22 protein-coding genes are annotated in these 21,172 nt (G+C 33.9%); 21 read left to right on the top strand and 1 reads right to left on the bottom strand.

The window, feature by feature from the left end; translation table 11 throughout:
• Positions 1 to 11: 11 nt before the first annotated feature.
• The 8 genes from ACHRWY_RS24000 to ACHRWY_RS23965 all read left to right on the top strand — a co-directional run bounded on the left by ACHRWY_RS24000 (position 12) and on the right by ACHRWY_RS23965 (position 7,774).
• Positions 12 to 2,114, top strand: a complete 2,103-nt coding sequence (locus tag ACHRWY_RS24000; RefSeq protein ID WP_395357922.1) for a hypothetical protein — start codon at positions 12 to 14, stop codon at positions 2,112 to 2,114.
• A 451-nt stretch (positions 2,115 to 2,565) separates the two neighbouring features.
• Positions 2,566 to 2,760 (top strand): hypothetical protein, encoded by a 195-nt coding sequence (locus ACHRWY_RS23995; protein ID WP_395357921.1) that lies wholly within the window; start codon positions 2,566 to 2,568, stop codon positions 2,758 to 2,760.
• 61 nt (positions 2,761 to 2,821) lie between these two features.
• Positions 2,822 to 3,292, top strand: coding sequence for a hypothetical protein (locus ACHRWY_RS23990; RefSeq protein ID WP_395357920.1), 471 nt, complete (start codon positions 2,822 to 2,824; stop codon positions 3,290 to 3,292).
• A gap of 19 nt (positions 3,293 to 3,311) precedes the next feature.
• Positions 3,312 to 3,869: a DUF6046 domain-containing protein gene (locus ACHRWY_RS23985; RefSeq protein WP_395357919.1), complete on the top strand. Its 558-nt coding sequence runs from the start codon at positions 3,312 to 3,314 to the stop codon at positions 3,867 to 3,869.
• Positions 3,862 to 5,163 (top strand): hypothetical protein, encoded by a 1,302-nt coding sequence (locus tag ACHRWY_RS23980; RefSeq protein WP_395357918.1) that lies wholly within the window; start codon positions 3,862 to 3,864, stop codon positions 5,161 to 5,163. The genes ACHRWY_RS23985 and ACHRWY_RS23980 overlap by 8 nt, the downstream gene beginning before the upstream one ends.
• Before the next feature lie 9 nt (positions 5,164 to 5,172).
• Complete coding sequence (locus tag ACHRWY_RS23975) at positions 5,173 to 6,171, top strand: hypothetical protein (protein ID WP_395357917.1); 999 nt, start codon at positions 5,173 to 5,175, stop codon at positions 6,169 to 6,171.
• A 3-nt stretch (positions 6,172 to 6,174) separates the two neighbouring features.
• Positions 6,175 to 6,810 (top strand): DUF4280 domain-containing protein, encoded by a 636-nt coding sequence (locus tag ACHRWY_RS23970; RefSeq protein ID WP_395357916.1) that lies wholly within the window; start codon positions 6,175 to 6,177, stop codon positions 6,808 to 6,810.
• 7 nt (positions 6,811 to 6,817) lie between these two features.
• Positions 6,818 to 7,774, top strand: coding sequence for a hypothetical protein (locus tag ACHRWY_RS23965; protein ID WP_395357915.1), 957 nt, complete (start codon positions 6,818 to 6,820; stop codon positions 7,772 to 7,774).
• A 124-nt stretch (positions 7,775 to 7,898) separates the two neighbouring features.
• Here ACHRWY_RS23965 and ACHRWY_RS23960 read toward each other — a convergent pair whose 3' ends face one another.
• Entirely contained in the window at positions 7,899 to 8,699 is an 801-nt protein-coding gene (locus ACHRWY_RS23960) for an XRE family transcriptional regulator (protein WP_395357914.1), read from the bottom strand.
• A 284-nt stretch (positions 8,700 to 8,983) separates the two neighbouring features.
• Here ACHRWY_RS23960 and ACHRWY_RS23955 point away from each other — a divergent pair, with 284 nt between their 5' ends.
• The 13 genes from ACHRWY_RS23955 to ACHRWY_RS23895 all read left to right on the top strand — a co-directional run bounded on the left by ACHRWY_RS23955 (position 8,984) and on the right by ACHRWY_RS23895 (position 21,160).
• On the top strand, positions 8,984 to 9,559 hold the full coding sequence (locus tag ACHRWY_RS23955; RefSeq protein WP_395357913.1) for a hypothetical protein: 576 nt from the start codon (positions 8,984 to 8,986) through the stop codon (positions 9,557 to 9,559).
• Between the two features lie 598 nt (positions 9,560 to 10,157).
• Entirely contained in the window at positions 10,158 to 11,489 is a 1,332-nt protein-coding gene (locus tag ACHRWY_RS23950; protein ID WP_395357912.1) for a DUF2586 domain-containing protein, read from the top strand.
• A gap of 137 nt (positions 11,490 to 11,626) precedes the next feature.
• Positions 11,627 to 12,052, top strand: coding sequence for a hypothetical protein (locus tag ACHRWY_RS23945; RefSeq protein ID WP_035684757.1), 426 nt, complete (start codon positions 11,627 to 11,629; stop codon positions 12,050 to 12,052).
• Positions 12,053 to 12,452: 400 nt separating this feature from the next.
• Positions 12,453 to 12,797: a hypothetical protein gene (locus tag ACHRWY_RS23940; RefSeq protein ID WP_395357911.1), complete on the top strand. Its 345-nt coding sequence runs from the start codon at positions 12,453 to 12,455 to the stop codon at positions 12,795 to 12,797.
• A 37-nt stretch (positions 12,798 to 12,834) separates the two neighbouring features.
• Positions 12,835 to 14,133 carry a hypothetical protein gene (locus ACHRWY_RS23935; RefSeq protein ID WP_395357910.1) on the top strand — a complete coding sequence of 433 codons (1,299 nt, stop codon included), beginning with the start codon at positions 12,835 to 12,837 and terminating at the stop codon, positions 14,131 to 14,133.
• Between the two features lie 571 nt (positions 14,134 to 14,704).
• Positions 14,705 to 15,187, top strand: coding sequence for a M15 family metallopeptidase (locus ACHRWY_RS23930; RefSeq protein ID WP_395357909.1), 483 nt, complete (start codon positions 14,705 to 14,707; stop codon positions 15,185 to 15,187).
• Positions 15,188 to 15,191: 4 nt separating this feature from the next.
• Positions 15,192 to 15,659, top strand: coding sequence for a hypothetical protein (locus ACHRWY_RS23925; RefSeq protein ID WP_395357908.1), 468 nt, complete (start codon positions 15,192 to 15,194; stop codon positions 15,657 to 15,659).
• Between the two features lie 4 nt (positions 15,660 to 15,663).
• On the top strand, positions 15,664 to 15,996 hold the full coding sequence (locus ACHRWY_RS23920; RefSeq protein WP_395357907.1) for a hypothetical protein: 333 nt from the start codon (positions 15,664 to 15,666) through the stop codon (positions 15,994 to 15,996).
• A gap of 212 nt (positions 15,997 to 16,208) precedes the next feature.
• Positions 16,209 to 16,496 (top strand): hypothetical protein, encoded by a 288-nt coding sequence (locus ACHRWY_RS23915; protein WP_056252824.1) that lies wholly within the window; start codon positions 16,209 to 16,211, stop codon positions 16,494 to 16,496.
• Positions 16,483 to 16,785, top strand: coding sequence for a hypothetical protein (locus ACHRWY_RS23910; protein ID WP_395357906.1), 303 nt, complete (start codon positions 16,483 to 16,485; stop codon positions 16,783 to 16,785). The genes ACHRWY_RS23915 and ACHRWY_RS23910 overlap by 14 nt, the downstream gene beginning before the upstream one ends.
• Before the next feature lie 194 nt (positions 16,786 to 16,979).
• Positions 16,980 to 18,053: a hypothetical protein gene (locus ACHRWY_RS23905; protein ID WP_395357905.1), complete on the top strand. Its 1,074-nt coding sequence runs from the start codon at positions 16,980 to 16,982 to the stop codon at positions 18,051 to 18,053.
• Positions 18,054 to 18,068: 15 nt separating this feature from the next.
• Complete coding sequence (locus ACHRWY_RS23900; protein ID WP_395357904.1) at positions 18,069 to 18,722, top strand: hypothetical protein; 654 nt, start codon at positions 18,069 to 18,071, stop codon at positions 18,720 to 18,722.
• An 83-nt stretch (positions 18,723 to 18,805) separates the two neighbouring features.
• A complete protein-coding gene (locus tag ACHRWY_RS23895) occupies positions 18,806 to 21,160 on the top strand; it encodes a fibronectin type III domain-containing protein (RefSeq protein WP_395357903.1) in 2,355 nt (784 codons plus the stop codon).
• The last annotated feature ends 12 nt before the right edge of the window (positions 21,161 to 21,172 follow it).

The raw sequence follows: 21,172 nt of genomic DNA, 5'->3' as shown, positions 1-21,172 counted from the left end.
TTCAATATAATATGGCAACAAACATTAATTCAATTTTAGACTGGTTTAAAACCGGTAAAAAACCCACTCAGGAACAATTTTGGGCCACCTGGCAGAGTTTCTGGCATAAGGATGAGAAAATTCCCCAAAACAGTATTATCAATTTAACTAACACCCTGAATGCTAAAGCAGAAAAATCTGAATTAGACGCTCACAAAAATGATCCGGATGCTCATCCTGATTTGTTTACTGCCGGAGATAATATTACGATTACAAATAATGTAATCAGTGCCTCAGGAGGTAACCTATTTGGAGATTCCGACAATTTAGCAACAGGAAATAGAGTATTCGACGCTGCAGCAAATAATTTTACATTTAAAAATATAAATGAATTTAATATTACAGGTTCTTCAACACCCTCATTTATTAGCTACATTCGATTGAGCAATGGCATATTTTATTCTACTGAAATTCCAGGCAAATGGATTTTCATGGAACTTTACAACGGTATTCCTAAATCCCTGGTTAATGGTGATGAGTTGTTAGTCAGATTAACCATTGATTCTATAGAAGAAGAAATATTATTTACCGCTTCGCTTCTTCCTGAAGGTGGTGATACACTCTACTATTGGATTCCTGCAAGAGAAGGATCAACATCTGTTGTTTGCAATGGATTCTATGGTGATACAGACACAAGTATAGTTAAAATGGCTGTAGCTACCGGCACACCAAACTCAAATAGTATCGCATATTTTGATGATAACCAACTTAAAAAAGGAAAATTTGCCGCCGACTTACAATCGGTAACAAATGGTGGCAATGTAACAAGTCACAGCATCATAGTAGACGATTCTTATAATGACCAAATAACAAAAATAAACACTACGGGTGTAAATTGCGAAAGCAGGTCAGATAGTAAACGATATACGAATATTGGAGCAGGCGGCCTAAGTTTAAATGTTGGTAACAATCAGGCGAATTTATCACCGCACCAATTAAGCTTTGGTTATTCTGAACCCGGATCTGCAGGAGGACACAGTTTTGTTATTACCAACACCGATATAGCTTATAATGATGGTATCTATGGAACCGGTGGCAATAGATTAAATTTTAAAAGAACAAATGGAGATCCCAACATAAGTCCAACTTTTAACTTCCCTGAAAAATTACATGGAACTTATACATTAGCAACAACAGAAGAGATGGGTACTCCGGTCTCAGCAACACAATCAGGATTTGTAGATAACACTCAACTACAAGAACTTGGAGGGACAGATAAGGCAATTAATGGAATCAGGATTGGTAAAGGAAATGCTAATTACGAAAATAATTTAGTAATAGGGAGAAACGGTTTAGCTTCTGTGACCACAGGAAAATATAATGTTGCGATAGGCAATGGTGACGGAGATGTAGAAGGCCCTTTACAATATTTAACAACGGGTAATAATAACACAATGGTTGGTTCTGATGCCGGAATTAGTACTACTATTGGAAGTAACAATACCGGGATAGGAACTTCTTCTTTATTAAGTAATACAACCGGAAACAGTAATACAGCCATAGGAACATTTTCTCTAACGAAGAACTTAACATCACCTTATAATGTCGCTATTGGTACTAATGCTCTGTCAAAAATGGAGTCAGGATTAGGTCAGTCTACGGCTATTGGAGCCTTTTGTATGTCTGACGCTACAAGTACAGATAAAAACGCTGCTATTGGAACGTATGCTTTACGCTACAATACATCCGGATTCTCTAATGTCGCTTTCGGGCACACTGCTTTAGGTCTAAATACATCCGGAAATTCTAATAATGCGTTAGGTAATTACTCATTGGGAGCTGTCACTACAGGAGCAGCTAATATTGGAATTGGGAAGTTTGCCGGAATGCACATAACCACAGGAATTGGTAATATTTATATAGGATCTGAAGGATCTGTAACCGATGCCGAAGCTAGCGGTATCATCAATATTGGAAATAGATTTATTGCAAAAGGAGCAAAGATTTCTCTCGTTGGAAATTTAAATATAGGGACTGCCCCTGTTTACGAAGATAATACAAATGCTTTAGCAGGCGGCTTGGTTGCCGGTGATGTTTACCGTACCTCAGCTGGAGTTCTGATGATTACTTTTTAGTCCTTTTCATTATTTAGACTACACAAATGAAAAACAGGATTAAAAGCTGATACTTTGAAAGTAGGAATAAAAATACTTCACAAGGTAAAAATTTCTTATTCATCATTATAAAGGAGTACGTCAAAGCCTATCAGAGTCTTTTAATGCTCTCATAGTCTTTGGCGTATTTTTTTATAAAATAACAAAGAATACACACTCCTAAATTACCACAATTACCACTCTTTAAATCAATAACTTAAGCCTGTAAAATTTCACTGAAACTACTGAAAACAGAGCTCCTGTTTTTCTTTTTTCAGCTTCTTATACCCTACTTTTACATACTCTAATAACAACTGTTAGCATCCCAAAAGAACATAGTAGTATACTTTATTTTCAGAATATTCCTGAGAATGAATAGCTCATCTATATCCATCATTTTTAATCGTATTAACAATTTAACATTCAACCCATCATGGATTTTACATCAAAAGATTTAGGCGAAACTCCTCCGGCACCAGACATGACTAATTTTAAAAATCCTTTAGGACAACAACTGGAAGGCAACATTATTATAGGAAATTTCAATATCACTCCTTTAACCGTATCCGAAAAAAATGAAAGCCTGACTGAAACCCTAAGAAAAGAAAGCAGAGACAGCTCAATTTAATAGCTGTAAAAAATACCTTTTCTGCATTGTATAAAATGACAAAATCCCTAAAACCATAAAAATGCCAGACGAAATATCTCTACAAAAACTTAAAGAAAAATATGGTACCGTATTAAAACTTACCTCAGATGATCAATTAACAGTTACTTATTGCAAAAAACCATCTTTCACCACATTTTTAAATTATCAAAATAAATATAAAGACAATCCGCATGAAGCAATCTTGTTTTTATTTAAAGAATGTGTTCTCAATCAGGAAAAATATGATGACGAGTTCATGCTCTCAGCAGGAAATTCGATTGTAGCGATGATCAAAAACGATAGTGAATTCACCATAGATCCAACACCACAGAAGGATGAATTCAAAAAATCGGCTGCCCTTATCCGACAGGCCTTTCAGGTAGATCCGTATCAATTGTCAATGGATGAATTTTACAAATTACTCGAAGAAGCCTTGTGGTTGCAAAAACATAACGAAACCAGAATGGAAAACACTCTTATAACAGCTTTTGCAAAAACTTTTTCAAATTAAAAACAAAAAATAAATCATTATGAAATTCAATTTTAATGTAAACGAAATTTTAGATGCCAAAGACATAGAATATGCAGGCCTTAACTATAACGAATCAGAATCAAAAGATTTTATTATAGATAAAACCGGAGGCGAATTTAATCTGAGAGTCTTTGCCCCGTTGGTTTTTGAACCTCTGGTAAAAAACGATCTTAATTTACCCAGTTTACGGGTAGATGCTGTTACCGTTAATTTAAATCGTTCAAAAACCATAAAAAAAGAGAGTGTAGATGGAAGAGATTCAACTATCAAAGAACATATCACAAATGGTGATTTTAATATTGGAATCGAGGGACTAATTGCGAGCGAAACAGGAGATGAATATCCAAAAGAAAAACTTTTCTTATTGAAACAATTCTTAAATGCACCTTACGCTTTAAGAGTAACACATGCTATTTTGAATCGATTTGGCATTTATGAATTAGTAGTAGACTCCTACTCTATCCCTTCTATTTCAGGAACAAAAAACATTCAAAAATTTACTGCAAATGCCACATCAGACGAAACTGTAGAACTAATTATTAGAGACAATGTTTAAACTAAATGCTAAAATTAAAGTTTACGAAACAGTAAAACTTATTCCTACGCCTAAATTTTATGAATTTACTTATGTGAAAAATGTAGCTATAAGCAGTTCATACAAATCCCTTACCGATACCGCTACTCTTGTAATGCCTCAAAAAGTATATACAGATACCAAAGGATTTGATCAGAACTTGTTCGCGAATGCAAGCGGCGAGCAAAAAACAATTCACGATTTTTTTAAACTTGAAAATTATATCGAAATATTCTTAGGCTATGACGGGAATTATAAACCTGCTTTTAGAGGTTATATCACCGGAGTACAAACAGATATAAATGCTGTAATAACTTGTGAAGATGTTATGTACGCTTTTAAAAAAGTAAAAGCTGTAAAAGATGATGATATCCAGGACAAGAATGACGTTCTGAATTTTGTATCAACCAATCCAACAATAAATGTTGCAAGTTTTAATCCCAAAAAATTCTTTGAAAAAAGAATTGCAGAATTAAAATTACCTTTTAAAGTAAATGCCCTGAGTGAAGAATTAGGAAACATAATGATTAACAGAAATCAAAGTCTGGCTCAGGTTTTTGAAATGCTAAAAGACAAAGGAATTTATACCTATTTTAAAACCGAAGAAACAGCGCCTGTTCTTACCATTACCAACAATCCGCAAGAACATACTACCACTGAACTAGCTGGATTTATTGACAGAAACTTCATTAAAAGCCCTTTAGCAGGAGCGATTGTCAAAAAATTAATCAACCAGGGCCTTAGCCTTTTAAGTTCTCAGTTAAATAAAGCAGTCCAGTCTGTTTCCGGAGTTTTTTTAGGAAAAGCAAGTTTTAGATTTCGCTATAATATTATCGAAGACAAATTAGTAGTTGTTAATGAATCGACTAAGAATACGCGTATACGAGTCGAAAAATATTTTAAAAACTCAAACACCCCCATTTATATTGAATTAGGTGACCCGAATGGACAATTGATAAAGACTCACGTTTTGCACAATGAGAACGATGATTTGCCCAAAGATCCTCTAGCTTTTGAAAATGCAGCCACACAAGTTACTGCAGAATTGTATCAATACGCCGCTTCAAGGGCAATGGAATCAAAACCAAGCGGATTTGAAGGCTATTTCCTCACTTTTGGAGAACCTTTTGTACGGCCAACAGATAAGGTAATTCTGGATAACGCTAAGGATAAAGAAAAAAACGGAACCTTTCAGGTAGAAAAAGTAGAACGAAGTTATGGCGAAAACGGCTATAGGCAAAAAATTTATATAGGACGAAGAGTAGAAACAGTATAAAGATACAAAATGGGAAATATAACAGATTTAATAAAAGATGTCGCCGGTAAAAATCAAATCATTGAAACTTTTGCTGCAAAAGTCATCGAAATAAATAAAGAAACAGCGTCACCTTACAATATACAGGATGCTTATACTGTAAACATTATGCGCGCTGACGGAGCCATCATTAAAAACGTGCGGTTAAAAGCTTCAATTCTGGACTTGGAACAAGGACTTGTTACCATTCCAAAAAAAGACAGTTGGGTTTTAGCTACCATTATAGACGGAGTAGAAACACGGGCATTTGTCTCACAATTTTCTGAAGTCAATCGGATAATGGGAAGAATTCAGGCTACCATTGACTCCAGTTTTTTTCTGGATTATAGTGCTGATGGCAATAAACTGCATGTCCGTTACATCAACACAGATACCGCAACAGAAACTGATGAAACTAAGATTATTGATGTCGCTAAAATAGAGTTTGATAAAGACCAAAATTTTAAAATTAGTTATTTTGACAATGATGAAAAACCCTTGGCAACTGCAATTTTTACTCCTGATAGTTTAACCACAACTTTTAATTCGATTGAAAACAAAGAAGTAAAAGAACGTTTAACCTTAGCCGTTTCTAAAGATGCTGTTTCTTTCAAATTTAAAAATAACACAGGCAAAGAATTAAATTCACTGCTGGCCACTCCGGAAAAGTATGCCATTTTATTAAAAAACGACGATGATAAAAAACAAACTTCAGTAGCCATTGAAAAAAATAAAATAGCAGGATACCTATTTGAAGATGATGAACTTAAAAAATTAACATTTGAATTAAACGGAGAGAGCGATAGTATCCGATTAAAAAAAGACGATCAAAATTTAATTGAACTAAAAGGAAAAACAGCAATTACTATAAAAACCGAAGGTGATATTAATATTGAAGGAAAAAACATAAATATGAAATCGACTGAAAAGATCAGTATTAATGCAACCGGAGATACCATTATTAGCGGAGATAACGTAAAAATCAATTAATCTATGGCTACCAAATATGTATGTAATGGTGCTTTATGTGCCTGCAACCAGGGGTCTAAATCAGGTACCCTGGATGTAAAATCTCAAAACAACATCTTTATCCAGGAAAAACTGATGGCTACAGATGATGAGAAAACTTTCGAAAGTCCCTTTTTTGGAACTTGTGCAGTAATTCAAAACAAACCTTGCAGTCCCAGTATAATGACCAAATGGGAAAAACCGGCCAGTACCGTAAATGGAAGTGATAAAAAAGCGCTCTTAGAAACCTCAACCCTAATATGTACCATTGGAGGACAAATTATGATTACAAACCCTCTTCAAACCGGATCTAAAATAGTGGTATTTGATGAATATTCACCGCCGGTGATACCCCCTTTAGTAAAGGAAATACTAAATATCAGCTGGAAAAATGCTGATTTGAATAATGACATAGATACGGCCTACATTGGGGATAAGGTGAGCCTGGTTGCAGAAACAAAAAATTATAAAGAAGGAGAAACAATCGTCATTGTAATAGATGAAGTAAACGGAAAAGACATCAAGGAAAATACCAAACTAGTAAAATTTAGTGGAGAGGTAAATGCAGATGGCCTTGCTATTTTAAAAGAAGAAATCTCACTTGAAGATATAAACCAGTAGCAAAAAAATGGACAGAACATTTAGAATAAAAGAAGTAAATGGCAATACTGGTTTTCAGGACAAAACGTTATTTGTAGAAAAAAAGAAGATCAATCTTTTGATCGTCTTAGAATTTGGAGGTAACCTGCAATTTAATAGAATCTACAACAATATCTGGAAGGTTGTAAAGCTGGACAGCATAGCGGATATTGAAAAAATTAAAGAGTTAAACGCAGAATATGAATATAACAATGTTTGTCTTGTACATCATGGTAATATATTCTCAGACACTTCACAACAAAAAAGTAACTGGGCTATTTTATTTGCAAATAAAATCCGGGAAATCAAACTCGTGATTTCTAAAATGGGCGAAAGCCCTACAGAAATAAACCAGGAATATGTCACAAAAGTTGTTGAAAAGTCTAAACTTATGTTTGCGAAAAATGGCCCTGATGAATTAAAAATTAAAACTTTTTTGGGCTTAAAACTTTTAATAGGAGCTATACTTGATCGCGGAACGTTCATTTCAGTAGCTTGTAAAGAAGCCAATAAACCTGATTTCTTAGAAGAGCTTGGAGATTTTACAGATAAAAACATTAAAATATTTGGGAACACTAATTTTTCCCTTATTGATGATGGCGGAGATCAAAAAGTAGGCAATCTTGTGGTTAAAGATTATCGTTGTATTTTAAATTCGTTTCTGACATCAGAATGGAAAAATAAAAATGGATGGCTGTATTATGATACAGCACTAAAAGAAACTATTACTACAAAAAAAGATTTATGGCTGTTTAGTAAAGGTTCCGAAATTTACCAATTGATAGCCAGAACTCACGACTTAACACCCAATCAGGCTAAAAAAGAAGGTTTTGCACAACAGTATTATTCTAAGACTTTTGAGGCCTTTTTTATTAAAAATTGGGGAGAAGCAAAATATAAAGTCTGGAAAAAAAATACAGAAGCCATATACCCGGAATTCAAATAAATTAAATTCAAAAAAAGGCACTTATCTCACTCAATAACAAGTCCTTAATTACCTTATTTGCTATTCAGAAAATTGAATAAAAACAAAAAACTGCAACATATTTATTGCAGTTTTTTGTTTTATTTTAGTTTTGTTTTTTTCTTACAGTCTCTTCTAATTCAAAAAACTTACTCTCAAGAGCATGAAGTTTTTCATAGATATTAATTGGGTCGGGCATTTGTTTCGAGGCATACATACTGGCATACCACACTTCCAGAATATCCTCGGCATAAATAGAATACATTGGGTAATTTCCGTCTCTGTTGTCTGATTTCAGGATTAATTTGCCGCTTTCCCTGATTCGGTTTAAAACCCTTTTTACCACTACTCCATCATTCTTACTGATAATAACATAAATTCTACCATCAAGAATATCATCAAAATTATCAACATATTTTCCAAAAAGATAATCTCCGTCATGTATCGTTGTCGACATCGAGTTTCCTTTTATTTCAAAACATCTGTAGGTTCCGTTCTTGAGCATTGGCATACTGAATGACGGAAGGGTTTCCATATATTCCGGATCAGAATAACCATCTAAATATCCCGCCCGGGCCTTGACCCCGACAAAATTAATATTTTCTTCGCCGTCTTCATTTACCGTAATAATCTTTGGTAAATTTAAACCTACTGTCTCATTTGTTTTATTCACAAAAATCTCATCACTCCCTCCAAAGAAATAGTCCGGATTTACATTACAATGTGTAATAATACTCTGAAGCAAATCAAAACCCGGTTTTGTTCTTTTTCTATCGCCATCAGATTGCAATCTTCCAATAGTGATACTGTCTATTGTTGTGCTGGTTACCCCTATTAACTTCGCAAATGAGTTATTGTTTAACTTCATCTCGTCTATAATACGTTTTATCTTAGTATGTATTTCCATGTTGTAATTGCATTTGATTTAATTATGTAATATGTTTAACACCCGTAACACATTCCACTATATGTTGCAAAACTAAATAATATTATGCAAATAATTGCATTCTTTTCTATATTTTTCATAAAACCACTGATTTACAACGCATTTGTAACCTCTTTCTTATTGTATTACTAGAACATATGATCGAAATAAACAAATCATATTACTGAAACTATTGCATTTTTTACCGTAATAAGTTGTATATATTAAAACATATGTTGTATATTTGTCAAAAAATAATCCATCATATGATTCTAAAAGATTTTTATACCGAGAAAAAAAATGCGATCGAAACAGAGTTTTCGACTAATGCCCCAGCAGTACATTTATATAGTGATGCTATTTTTAAAACGGCTCTTACAGTACCTACAGTAATGTTTAAATACGATGCGGTATCCTGGGAAACATCGTCTGAAAAAAATTATAAAGCCGACGTCTCTTTTTGTGTTTATATTGTATTACCAGTTGGTACTCTATCATCAACAAGTTACGAAGATGTATTCGAAATTGCACACCGTATCGATAAAGCTGTATTATCTCCTGCCAATAGCAATTTCTTCATAGACACCAATTCAACGTTTAAAGCTAAAGAGAAGCAGTACACTAATGAGGAGGTTTATTGGGCTAAAAACGATTACTTCATCTGGGAGATCACTTACAAAACCACATTAATTGAAAATATCTTAAAAAAGAAATATATCCTTTTCAATAACGGTTTAAGCAACGAAGCACTGGAAGAATTAGGATATAACCTAACTACCGGAATAATTGGAATAAATCCTAATCAGCTTAAAGGAGTTATAGATCTGGAAACTAACATCTAATAATAATGATTTGCTGCTTAACATTTCAATACCACTTACAAATCATTAAATGATATAAAATTACAACCGCTTACCCCACCAAAACAAAATTAATCCATACTATTAAAACCCCAAAAAATGAAAAGAAGCAGAACACTATTAGAAAAAAGGAGAGAGTATGTAATCAACTACCTAAATAGAAATCAAGCTAAACAAATGAAAGTTGTTGTATCTGAACTTTCAGATACTTTGTTCCTGACAGAGCGCACTATTTATACAATTATAAATGAAGGACTCGCTACAGAGGCCAGAGCTTAAAGCACTGAAACTACTGGTTTTGACCATCAAAAAAATTGGAAAAAGCAAACTTGAGCCTTAAATTTGTACTCGATATCAAAAGCAAATTTATCTCTTGGCCAAGAGTAAAATTCAATTAGAAAAACCCGTTTTTATCGATCGTCCAAAAATACCTGTTCTACTTTTTGGATTCCGGATTACCAATATTTAAAAACATACAATCACTGATAATAACAAGTTGAAACACTTGTTACAGCCCTTCTTTTGCTCTTTTCCAGGCAAAACAAAAACAACTTTTAAACAATTAAAAACAATTTATATTATGAGTACATTAAATGATGTAGTGATTAACAAACTATCAGGTGGATTAGGAAGAAGAACACCAGACCAGGACATGGTTTCAGGCTTACTTTTTGACGGAGTTGCAACCACAAAATTAGTAGTAGACAAAATAGAGCGTCTGGCTTCACTTGAAGATGCTGAAGCATTAGGAATTACAGCTGATTATGATGTAAATGGACAATCAGCTTACTACCAAATTCAACAATTTTTCAGAATGAATCCTTCCGGAGACTTGTACATTATGGCAACTACAGGAGATTCCTATGAAGATATCGTTGCAAAAGCGATGAATATGCAAGAGCTGGCAAACGGAAATATTCGTCAAATGGCCGTAATCTTTAGCGGTGAAACAACATTCGCAATGACAAAAGACGCAGTTAGAAAAGCACAAACAGAAGCAGGACTGGGTTACAAAGATTATATGCCTTTTGAAATAATTTTAGAAGGAAAAGGATTTGATGCTGATACCGCTCCTGGTTTAGCTGAATTAAATGCAGAAAACGTATCTGTAGTAGTGGCTATGGATGTTGAAAAAGCTTTTGAAAAAAAATTATTCAAAAAAGGCACTACGCCCGCAGATGACACCTTATATACCTTAGCATCTAAAGAGGAATTAGTTCCGGCAAGCAGTTTATTGGATGTTTACAATGTTAAAGATGAAAAGGGCCTGAAAAAAGAAAATGAAATTATTCTTGAATTCGTTTTCAAAGATTCATACAAAAATACCGCAGCAGTTGGATTGGCCCTGGGAGCTGTATCTAAAGCAAAAGTATCGGAGAACATCGCCTGGATCGAAAAATTCAATCTTACCGGCGAAGGTTTCGCAAAAGCCGGTTTTGTAGGCGGACAAGAAATTAAAACTTTAGGAACTTTAAGCGAGCTAAACGAAAAAAGATACATTTTTGCAAGAACGCACACTGGTTTGCCTGGTGTATATTTTAACGACAGTCATACAGCTACTTTGGGCACATCAGACTTTGCTTATGTAGAAAACAACCGTACAATTAACAAAGCAACCCGTTTATTGCGTACCGCTTTATTGCCAAAATTGGCTTCTCCGGTTTTAGTAGATATTGATGGTAAATTACCTCAATCTGTTTCAAAAAGCTTTGAAGGTTTATGCAGAAGTGCCTTAGAAGGAATGGTTTCCAACCAGGAAGTTTCTGATTTTGATGTCTATGTAGATCCAAAACAAAACATTTTAGCGACTTCAGAATTAAAAGTAAAAGCAGAAATCACTCCAATTGGAACTGCCCGTAAAATTACGGTTGATTTAGGATTTAAAAATCCTTTTGGAATCGATAAAGCATAATTTATCGAATCTCTTATAATTCAAAAACAATAAAATCACTAATAGCATCGCCCTAATTCAAATGTTAAAAGAACAAATGAATAAAAGTGATAGTCCCCGAGCGTTATCGGGATTATAAAAAATAAATCAAACGACATATGAATAAATTACCATTAATTAACGGACAACAACACAGCTGGTCATCAATTGAAGTAAGTATTGCAGGTAATATCGTTACCGGAATTACAGCTGTAAATTATAGTGACTCAGTATCTAAAGAAAACCATTACGGAGCCGGAGATATGCCAGTACACAGAGGCAGAGGAAAATATGAGGCAAAAGCTTCAATCACTTTATACAACTACGAGGTAGAAGCGATTTTAGCAGCTTTACCAAAAGGACAAAGGTTACAGGATATTAATCCGTTTAGCATCATTGTAAGTTACCTGGACGACAGCAACGAAGTAATTACACACACAGTAAGAAACTGCGAATTCAACTCAAACAGCAGGGGAATTAGCCAGGGAGATACCAAAATCGCGGTTTCTTTTGACCTGATCTGTTCTCATGTTGAGTGGAATTAATCATCCCGATAAATTCCTAAAATTATAATACCCCTTCCCTGTCTCTAAAACCGACTAAAAAGAGAAAACCAATATCTAAATGCGTTACGCAAAAAAGAAGTTCAAAAGCAACATGATTTTTGCAAGCAAACTATTCTCCACGCTCTTTATTAGTCCGTTTTAAACAGGGAATCTTCTTCAGGAGGCTGCTTTGAGATTATTCAACTTCAAAACAATAACTCAGGCAGTCTCTTTTTTTAAAATTACACTTAAAAAAATCCAATTTCTATAAAAATAGAAAAACGTCAATTAGTTACGATAACCGATATGACATTTATACTTGTGTCCAATCAACAATAAAAGACACCACTAAATCAGACATCAATTCACCCTATCATAAAACCAGCAACAACCTTTCAAAATGGAAATAGAAAAATCTAAAAATGTCGACGTTCTTGACGGAAACATTACCCAGGCACAATTCAACCAATGGAAATACAAACATAAAAAAGTGGTCAAACTCACCATCGCAGACGACGACGAAACCACTTTGTTTGCCTATTTCAAAAAACCGGATATCGCTATTCGTTCTGCCGTATTACAAGCTTCAAAAATGGATGAATTTAAAGCACTTGAAGTATTATTCAAAAACTGTTATCTGGGCGGTGATGCCAAAATTGAACAAGAAGACGATTTACGTCTCAATATCACCACAGCATTCTCAGATCATATTCAGCCAAAACCCGTTAAAATAGAAATACTATAACAAATGCCTTTTTTGCCCTTTCATAAAAACTATCCTAATGATTATTAAAAACCATACTATAGAACTAAAAGATACCAGTGCTTCTGAAATGGCTCGGTTTAGGCAAATTATGCTCAGTATTTGGCGTCAACAAATTGAAGATGATAAAAATTCTCGTGAGATAAATCCCTACATTAAACTAAATGAAGTTAATCAACGTCCTACAGAGCCCCGGACGCCTGATAAAAAACATGCTGGTAACTGGGCTAGAGAAACCTCATTAAAGAGTGATTTTGATCTAAATGATCAGAATAATCACAAATTTAATATCTTAAAACCTTTAACAAGCAATTTTGGTAATCCAGTAGAGGATATGTTTGCTGATGATATTGTATATGTAAATGGTCATTTTTATAATGAAGACGGAACTTTTGAAGGAAAAGTAAATGAGCCTGAAAACGAAGGAAGTTTAAGCGATGTATATACTTGTACCGGAAAATCTAAAGTTAAAAACACAAAAGAGGAAGAAATTATAACCTATAATAACATTCAGATATTAAAAGAAAATGAGAAAAACATATCTCACTCTGATTTTTGCTACGTCGCTTATGTAGTAAAAATGGAAGCTGGAAATGAAGATATAAGAGAATTAGAATGTATTGCATATACAAGTTTTAACAGATCAAAGAATATCAACTCAACATGGAAAAAATTACTGTCCACCAGTTATTCTCGTGTTGAACATAAAAAAGAAATGGTATCATCACTTAAGGATAAAAAATCAAAACTTACGAGACAAGCACTTTTTTATGTTTTAAAAGGCGAAAATGATTTAACAAATGGAGCTGAGTTTTGGGATGGAACTGATTTTCTTGCCTGGGGTAATTCAGAAACCAATCCGTATAATAAACTTGGGCAAAATAAATTTGATGAATATAAATTTATAGAAATTCCAAAAGACGTTTATGATAGTTATTTAGCAGCAAACGGAACTTCTATTAGATATCCTATAGAAAAAAAATTTGCACATGATAAAGAGAATGATAAAGGAAGTCATGAAGACTTAACAAAAAAAGTAAAAAAACAACTTAAAGGAAAAGATAAAAAACCCATATTAGACAAAGACGGCAAACCAACATTCGAAATGGTAGATGAACTTGTAGGTGCCAGATATAAGCTTCCTGCTGCGGATTTTGAAAATAAAGACTATTGGGTTTCGGGAAGTTTTTATTATGATACAGGAGTAAAAGTAAGTATTGGAATTTCGGGAACCATAAGTGCCGGGAAAAGTATATTTTGGAAAAAAACAAAAAACAGATTAACAAGTGAAACACCTGTCAAAAAGGAGAAAAAATAATTAGTATTCCTTTCCGCTCCTTGTTTATTGTTGTTCTTTTGCAGCTTAAAAGCTAAAAAAATGATGCTGCTAAAAGTCACTTTTAGTAATCAAAATAAAAAAACTTTTTTCGATTCTATTGTTGGAAACAGAGTTAGATATCCCAACGCGACAGCTTACTCTTAGACAAAATCTCAATCAGAATTAAAAATTCAATTTTCAATCTATTACAACCCGTTTTTCTTAATTAGAAAAACGGGTATTTTTTTTCTTTTATTTTCGTTTTTTGCTTACAAAACAAAACTATAAAAGACCTAAAAATCTCTACTGAAACTACTGATTTACAATATACTATTATTTTTAAAACACGCTATTTCGGCGTATTTTTACAGTGTAATAAAAAGCACTTATTCCATCAAGATTGCAATCACAAAAACTGAACATTTTCAGGATTTATTTAAGGAATTCTTTTTAACCTTAAATAAATTTTAAAACACAAAAAATCTTATCGAATACTAAAACTCCTGATTGTCTTCAAACAATCAGGAAAGCTTTTTATGCTCAGAATTTGAAATCTTTAATACATACAAATATGGATCAAACAACAAAAAAGCACATTGATTTGCTTCATCCTTCGGTCAGGGAAGAAGTTACTAAAATCATCGAAGAATGCGATCTTGCCTTAACCGGAAGAGCGAAAGTGCGCATCACGCAAGGGCTTAGATCTTTTCAGGAACAAGAGGATCTTTATGCTTTTGGAAGAACGAAACCAGGGAAAAAAGTAACCAATGCCAAAGGCGGACAATCTATTCACAATTATGGCTTTGCGGTAGACATCTGCCTGATTATAGATGGTAAAACGGCTTCCTGGGATACTGCAAAAGACTGGGATGGCGACCAAATTTCGGACTGGCAGGAATGCGTGAAAATTTTCGCCAAATACAACTGGAACTGGGGTGGAGACTGGAAAACCTTTAAAGATCTTCCGCACTTTGATAAAAAAGGATACAGCGACTGGAAAGTTCTCAGCAAACTGAAACGAGACAAAAAAAACTATGTAATCTTATACAAATAAACACATGAAACATTTGAAATTAAAGTATCTCACTTTTCTAATAACCTTCTCTTTTGCAATTGGTTCCTGTACTTCGACGAGAACTGCCTTATTCGATTCTTATTCTTATCAAAAAACTACCGAATTAAAAGTTGAAAGTTCCAAATTAATGGATCAGGCGACTATGCCTTATAACACTCACAAAGCAGAAATTGAATCTTTACTTCTGAACATCGAAAAATTGGCCGAATATGAAAAAAACAAACCCAGTAACGAAATCACTCTGGCGATGTGGGAAATTCTAACCGATAAAGAGAAAAATCTTCTGGCGGCATTTTTCAAGTGCTGGGAAACAAAAGGAGTTTTATCTCCGGCTTTTGTGGGGGAATCCAAAAAACAGATTTTAGATGCTTTCGATTTAATGATTCAGTATGAAATTAAAAAAGACAAAGAATCAAAAGATGCCCTTTTAGACTTAATCAACAACAACTAAAGCAATGAATAAAGATCAGTTAACAGAAGAGCTGAAAAGCAAATTAAAAACGATTATAACAAAAAGTTATAAAGAAAACAAAACCGAATTAGAGAAAGACTTAAACACATTTCTGGAAATATCCAAAGAAAAACTGGAACGCTGGATGATTCTTTTTTCTGCAGGAAATTTAACGGAAGAAGAATTAGAATGGCTTTTAAAAAGTCAATTGGATTTAGTGGCATTACAGGCGCTTCAAACTACCGGGATTTCAAAAATAAAACTGAATGAAATTAAAAACAACATCCTAAAAGTCATTTTTAATTTTATTCTTGAAGTGATTATTCCAGGAATATAAAAACCTTGTCCCTGACTCAGCAACCAACTGATTAACAATACACTTTAAGAAAATTCAACTTACTGAAACTACTGATTCGCAGCCCTTAAAATCTTGGTTAAAGCAAAAGCATAACGTATTTTTACAGTATCAAATAAAACATACTTCTTTTGGATATGGCGCGCAAATTCAAAGGAAATATTAATTAATAAAACAATAAATAATAACGACATATGAAAGATTTTATCATAGATGAAGACTTGTTAATTACAAATGGAGATTTCGCCATTAAAGAGGCAGATCAGCAAAACATAGAACATCTATTGTTAAGCCAGAAAGGAAGTTATAAAGAGTTTCCTATTCTTGGAGTAGGAATAAAAAAATACATCAACAGCCCGGATGCAACCTCCAGGCTACGACTAGAAAACGAAATAGACAAACAATTATCGTATGACAATTTTTATGTAAAAACATTAGATGTCAACGATTTACAAAACATTAAAATCGATGGAAACTATTAAACCACAGGAAAACCAAAACATTTTTGACATCTCTTTGCAAGAATACGGAAGTATAGAAAAAGTATTCGACCTTTTAGAAGACAATGATCAATTTAATCTTACCGATGACATTTCTGTTTACGAAGATTTAAAAATAGGCAGAGAAGCCTTTAAAAAAGATATCGTAGAATATTACAATTCCAGAAACTTAAAACCTGCCACTTCAATTACAGACGAAGAACAGTATTTACTGGACAATTTCTCCGGAATTGATTATATGATTATTGAAGATGATTTTATTATTTATTAATACACTTCATTCATTATTGCTAAGAACTGTTATGCAACAACTTAATAGACGGATAACAGCACATTTAAATCTATCTTTTTAGAAATCGCTAAAAGAAAGTTACTGCTCTTTAGTATTTACAAAAAAACATAAACAATTATCTATAAGCATATTACACATGTCTTACAGGCTAAACTATATTAAAAAATTAAAATATGGCACGTACAATTGCTGAAATACAGGATGAAATTCTGATTGAGAAAAATAAACAATCCTCTCTAAACGGCTTAACGAAATCAAAGACTGCTATTTGGCAACTTTGGATCAACATCGTCGCTACTGCTATTTGGGTACACGAAAAAATAGTCGAAAAAAATGCCCTGATTTCAAGGCCCCACACTTTAAACTGGTATCGCGAACAGGCATTAAATTTTCATTACGGGATACCTTTAAATCCGGATTCGGGTAAGGCCATGTCACTAATCTGGAAAGAAGGTTCATATCAATTTGATACGACAGGACTTACAGAATCAGAAATTGAAGACTCTAAGATCATCAAACATTGCGCAGTAAGCGAAATTGATTTAGGAACGGTGCTGGATCCCAAAAAAGAACCTGAAGAAATCTTCTCGGACTTTTTCCACAATAAAGTCGGGGTTGTTTTTATAAAAGTGGCCACTGTAAAGGATGATAAAATATCGAGAATCGATGTGCCCAATGAGCTTTTTGCTTTTAAAGAATACATTGCCAAAATTAAAGACGCAGGAAATCAAGTGTATATCACTTCAGATCAGGGAGATAGTCTAAAATTAAGTCTGAATGTTTACATCGATCCTTTGACGCTGTTTATCAATCCAAAAGACATTGAATATTATCAGTTAAAAAGTTTAAACAGGCTTTTAAAGGCAGACGAGCAAGCCAAATTAGATAAATACGAAGAAGATCTATTAGAGGATCCGTTAGACCCAAGAAATGGTTCATTAATTTTAAGTAATACCGTCTTTCCAGTACTTGATGCCGTTAAAGACCATTTAAAAAATATCGAGTTTAATGGTGCTTTCGTAAAAACATATCTCGTTGACTCAGTTCAAAAAGCACAAGGAGTTAAAATCCCCATATTGAGTAAGGTTGAAACCCTTTGGGCAACAAATCCCAGCGATCAGCCAGAGAGTCTTAAAGATGTTACCAATATTGAATATTTCATTCCAAGTGCAGGTTATTTTGATATGGACGCACTTCAGGTTGAGGTAAATTACATTCCTTATACATTTTACCGCGATAAACAATAGTCTAATATATATACAATGAATAAATACACCGTTTTAAAATGGGAAAAGCTGTTGTTATGGCTTATCCCTCCTATTCTTAGAAAAAAAACACATTATGACTGGCTCGATGTTTTACTGACGCCTCTTCATACCATTTATGAAGAAACACTCTATAAAATGCAGCATACAGGTCAGATTATTTATCTGGAAAAAGTACTGAACGAGGCTTATAATCCAACAAAAAATTACAATCCTAATCTAAATACAGAGCAAAAGCGATCCGAAGATTTAATTTATATAGACGAATCGATCAAGCCTACTGTACAATATGTGTACCTCCACAAAGAGTATTATGAGCCCGTTATTTTACCGGATGGCACTGTAGCCGATGGTGCGTTAATAATTCCGCAATTAGAAGTATTTACACATGAGGAATACAAAAACAGAAACAACAAACCTGTTTATCTCGCTCATCTTCAAGATTACACGAAAATAAATTATGCCAATTTCAGAGTATTTATTCCGAAAAGTTTAATCGACAATCAAACTATAATTGTCGACTCTAATAAAGAGGTATCCGTACCAACTGAAGCTATTAAAGTAGCCAATATAGAATACCACAATTTGCTGAACTTTTATAAACTGGCCGGCAAAAGTTATGAAACCTACTCTTATTCAGCAAAAGATTAAACTTTAGGCTGAAATATAAAGCAGCGGTAATCTCAACCAAAAATAAAATAGTACAAAAACAACAGACATTTAAATAAATAAAAATGAAACAAGTAAATTTTAGTCATCCGGGAGGATTTCCTCTGGAGCAGGAAACTTTAGAAAGACTTCAGACTGCTTACAGGTCGGAGTTATTCGAAGCTTTAAAAAAACACTTAAGCATCGAGCCTGGTGAAAATTATATCGTAGCCCCGGCAACAACCGAAAAGCAAGGTTGGGCTATTATTCATCAGGAAGAAAAAGACATTAAGGATCCTGAAGGAGCTATAAAGCTGGAAGGAATTTTATATCCTATTAAAAAAGGTGCTAATACAGGTTATTTAAAAACAACGCGAAAAGGGACAAGTTTAATATACGGCAGAGGCGTATCTCAAACCGCCTATTTTGATTACGAAGCTGAATATATCACTCAGACAGCCTTTAATCTTGGGGTTACTAAAATTAGTGATGCCCTAACAGAATATTATTATGAGTCATCAAAATTTAAAGATGTACTGACCCTTCAGAAAATTGAAGATAATATTGATGCAATCGAAGCAGCTATTAATCTAATCAATCAAACTTATCTTCCTCTCAATGGCTCAAAACCCATGAAAGGTGATCTGGATTTAGACATTTATAAATTATCAAAATTAGACATTAAAGAATCTGCTGTAGCCAATGTCAGAGCGATTGATTTTAGATTAGGTTCAGCAAGTAAAAGAGGATTTTTACATCCGGCAGATCCGTTAGGGAGAGCTTTAGTAGATGACAGTAACCAGTCTACAACAAGTCTTTCTTTAAATTATCAATCTGATTGGCAGAATACTAATATAGGCGGAAAAGTATATTTAGAAAATTTAAACACATCAAACTCTACTGGTTCTTTGTTAGTAATAGACAATGCAAATCACGTTACTAAAAGTAATTCTCTACCCCAGTTACTGGATCGTATTACCGCTTTAGAAAGTAAAATTGCCAATGGAACAGCTGTACCTATCGGGATGATTGCGCTTTGGGGTAAACCGGCTCCTTTTCCGGAAGGCTGGGAAGAATACGTGCCATTGAAAGGTAAAATGCCTGTAGGATTTAATATTGATGAAACCGAATTTAATAGTATTACAAAGTCCGGAGGAATAAAAAGTAAATCATTATCAATTGAAGAAATGCCTCCACATAGTCACACGTATGAAAAAGCCATACCGATTCGAGGTTATGATTTTCAAGACAGAACACCTCCTTTCGGTGGTTATGAATCAGCAGACACATCAACTGTTGGAGAAGGTAAAGCTTTCTCCATTCTTAACCCCTACAAAGTAGTTTATTTCATAGAATACACAGGAATTTCCGGAAATAGAACAGCTCCAACAGATCTAAGAGCATCAAACATCGGCAATACAACTGCAACTTTAAGCTGGACAGCACCGGCTGACAATGCGGATGTTACTAATTATCTGATTTATAAAAATGATGCTTTATTAATCGAATTGGGCAATATTCTTACTTACAATGCTATTGGATTATCTTCAAGTGCACCTGATAGTTTCTATGTTAAAGCAAAGAACACAGCAGGAAACGTATCAGCCGCTACTAATACATTATATGTTACGACAGTACCGGATACAATCGCACCAACAGCACCAACAGGTTTAATAGCTTATTCTTCAGGTGATAGTCATATAACGCTTGAATGGAATGCTTCAACTGATAATGTAGCAGTTGACCGCTATCGAGTTTACAGAAGAACTTCCAGCGGATCTTATGAAATATATCTGGGAACTACTTATACCAATTGTACTGTTTTGGGTTCAGCAAATACAACCTATTTTTTTAAAGTAACAGCTTTGGATGCTGCAGGTAATGAATCCGGTTTTAGTAATGAAGTTACAGGTGCTGTAGAACCGGTAAACTCTTGTTTCGATGTAGAATCTCTGGTAACAATGGCATCAGGTCAATCAAAAAAATTAAAAAACATTGTTGTGGGAGATAAACTTCAGGGACTTACTTTTCCAAATGAGATTGATGAATCTGAAGGAGACTATATGCAATGGAACGGAAAACTAATTGAAGCCACCAAAGTAGAAGTGACCGTAGTAAATAAAAGAACAAGTGTAGAACCCAATTACTACGAAATTAAAACAACGGATACTACAATTAAGGCTACCGGAGAGCACCCTTTATTAGTTACTGAAGATGGTGAAAACCTACAATGGGTAAGTGTTAAAAATATAGTACAAAGTATGTTATTAATTGATAAAACCGGTAAAACAAAAGCCATTGAATCAATCTTATTCAAAGAAGAACCTCTTGAAGTAGCCCTGTTAGATGTTGAGAATGTTGATAATTATGTTATCTCAGGAATTGTTGCCCACAATAGTAAACCTATAGATCCAAAAGATCCCAATGCTCCGGAACTTTAACAGAAAATAATA

Source organism: Flavobacterium sp. FlaQc-48, assembly GCF_044007335.1.
Classification (GTDB): domain Bacteria; phylum Bacteroidota; class Bacteroidia; order Flavobacteriales; family Flavobacteriaceae; genus Flavobacterium.
This window is presented reverse-complemented; position numbering and strand designations above follow the sequence as displayed.

What these genes read in the sequence shown, in the direction of transcription:
- ACHRWY_RS23920 (WP_395357907.1), top strand. Translation starts at nt 15,664, where the DNA reads ATGAATAAAGATCAGTTAACAGAAGAGCTGAAAAGCAAATTAAAAACG.
- ACHRWY_RS23945 (WP_035684757.1), top strand. Translation starts at nt 11,627, where the DNA reads ATGAATAAATTACCATTAATTAACGGACAACAACACAGCTGGTCATCA.
- ACHRWY_RS23955 (WP_395357913.1), top strand. Translation starts at nt 8,984, where the DNA reads ATGATTCTAAAAGATTTTTATACCGAGAAAAAAAATGCGATCGAAACA.
- ACHRWY_RS23935 (WP_395357910.1), top strand. Translation starts at nt 12,835, where the DNA reads ATGATTATTAAAAACCATACTATAGAACTAAAAGATACCAGTGCTTCT.
- ACHRWY_RS23985 (WP_395357919.1), top strand. Translation starts at nt 3,312, where the DNA reads ATGAAATTCAATTTTAATGTAAACGAAATTTTAGATGCCAAAGACATA.
- ACHRWY_RS23960 (WP_395357914.1), bottom strand. Translation starts at nt 8,699, where the DNA reads ATGGAAATACATACTAAGATAAAACGTATTATAGACGAGATGAAGTTA.
- ACHRWY_RS23995 (WP_395357921.1), top strand. Translation starts at nt 2,566, where the DNA reads ATGGATTTTACATCAAAAGATTTAGGCGAAACTCCTCCGGCACCAGAC.
- ACHRWY_RS23970 (WP_395357916.1), top strand. Translation starts at nt 6,175, where the DNA reads ATGGCTACCAAATATGTATGTAATGGTGCTTTATGTGCCTGCAACCAG.
- ACHRWY_RS24000 (WP_395357922.1), top strand. Translation starts at nt 12, where the DNA reads ATGGCAACAAACATTAATTCAATTTTAGACTGGTTTAAAACCGGTAAA.
- ACHRWY_RS23900 (WP_395357904.1), top strand. Translation starts at nt 18,069, where the DNA reads ATGAATAAATACACCGTTTTAAAATGGGAAAAGCTGTTGTTATGGCTT.
- ACHRWY_RS23925 (WP_395357908.1), top strand. Translation starts at nt 15,192, where the DNA reads ATGAAACATTTGAAATTAAAGTATCTCACTTTTCTAATAACCTTCTCT.
- ACHRWY_RS23930 (WP_395357909.1), top strand. Translation starts at nt 14,705, where the DNA reads ATGGATCAAACAACAAAAAAGCACATTGATTTGCTTCATCCTTCGGTC.
- ACHRWY_RS23940 (WP_395357911.1), top strand. Translation starts at nt 12,453, where the DNA reads ATGGAAATAGAAAAATCTAAAAATGTCGACGTTCTTGACGGAAACATT.
- ACHRWY_RS23980 (WP_395357918.1), top strand. Translation starts at nt 3,862, where the DNA reads ATGTTTAAACTAAATGCTAAAATTAAAGTTTACGAAACAGTAAAACTT.
- ACHRWY_RS23905 (WP_395357905.1), top strand. Translation starts at nt 16,980, where the DNA reads ATGGCACGTACAATTGCTGAAATACAGGATGAAATTCTGATTGAGAAA.
- ACHRWY_RS23895 (WP_395357903.1), top strand. Translation starts at nt 18,806, where the DNA reads ATGAAACAAGTAAATTTTAGTCATCCGGGAGGATTTCCTCTGGAGCAG.
- ACHRWY_RS23910 (WP_395357906.1), top strand. Translation starts at nt 16,483, where the DNA reads ATGGAAACTATTAAACCACAGGAAAACCAAAACATTTTTGACATCTCT.
- ACHRWY_RS23915 (WP_056252824.1), top strand. Translation starts at nt 16,209, where the DNA reads ATGAAAGATTTTATCATAGATGAAGACTTGTTAATTACAAATGGAGAT.
- ACHRWY_RS23975 (WP_395357917.1), top strand. Translation starts at nt 5,173, where the DNA reads ATGGGAAATATAACAGATTTAATAAAAGATGTCGCCGGTAAAAATCAA.
- ACHRWY_RS23965 (WP_395357915.1), top strand. Translation starts at nt 6,818, where the DNA reads ATGGACAGAACATTTAGAATAAAAGAAGTAAATGGCAATACTGGTTTT.
- ACHRWY_RS23990 (WP_395357920.1), top strand. Translation starts at nt 2,822, where the DNA reads ATGCCAGACGAAATATCTCTACAAAAACTTAAAGAAAAATATGGTACC.
- ACHRWY_RS23950 (WP_395357912.1), top strand. Translation starts at nt 10,158, where the DNA reads ATGAGTACATTAAATGATGTAGTGATTAACAAACTATCAGGTGGATTA.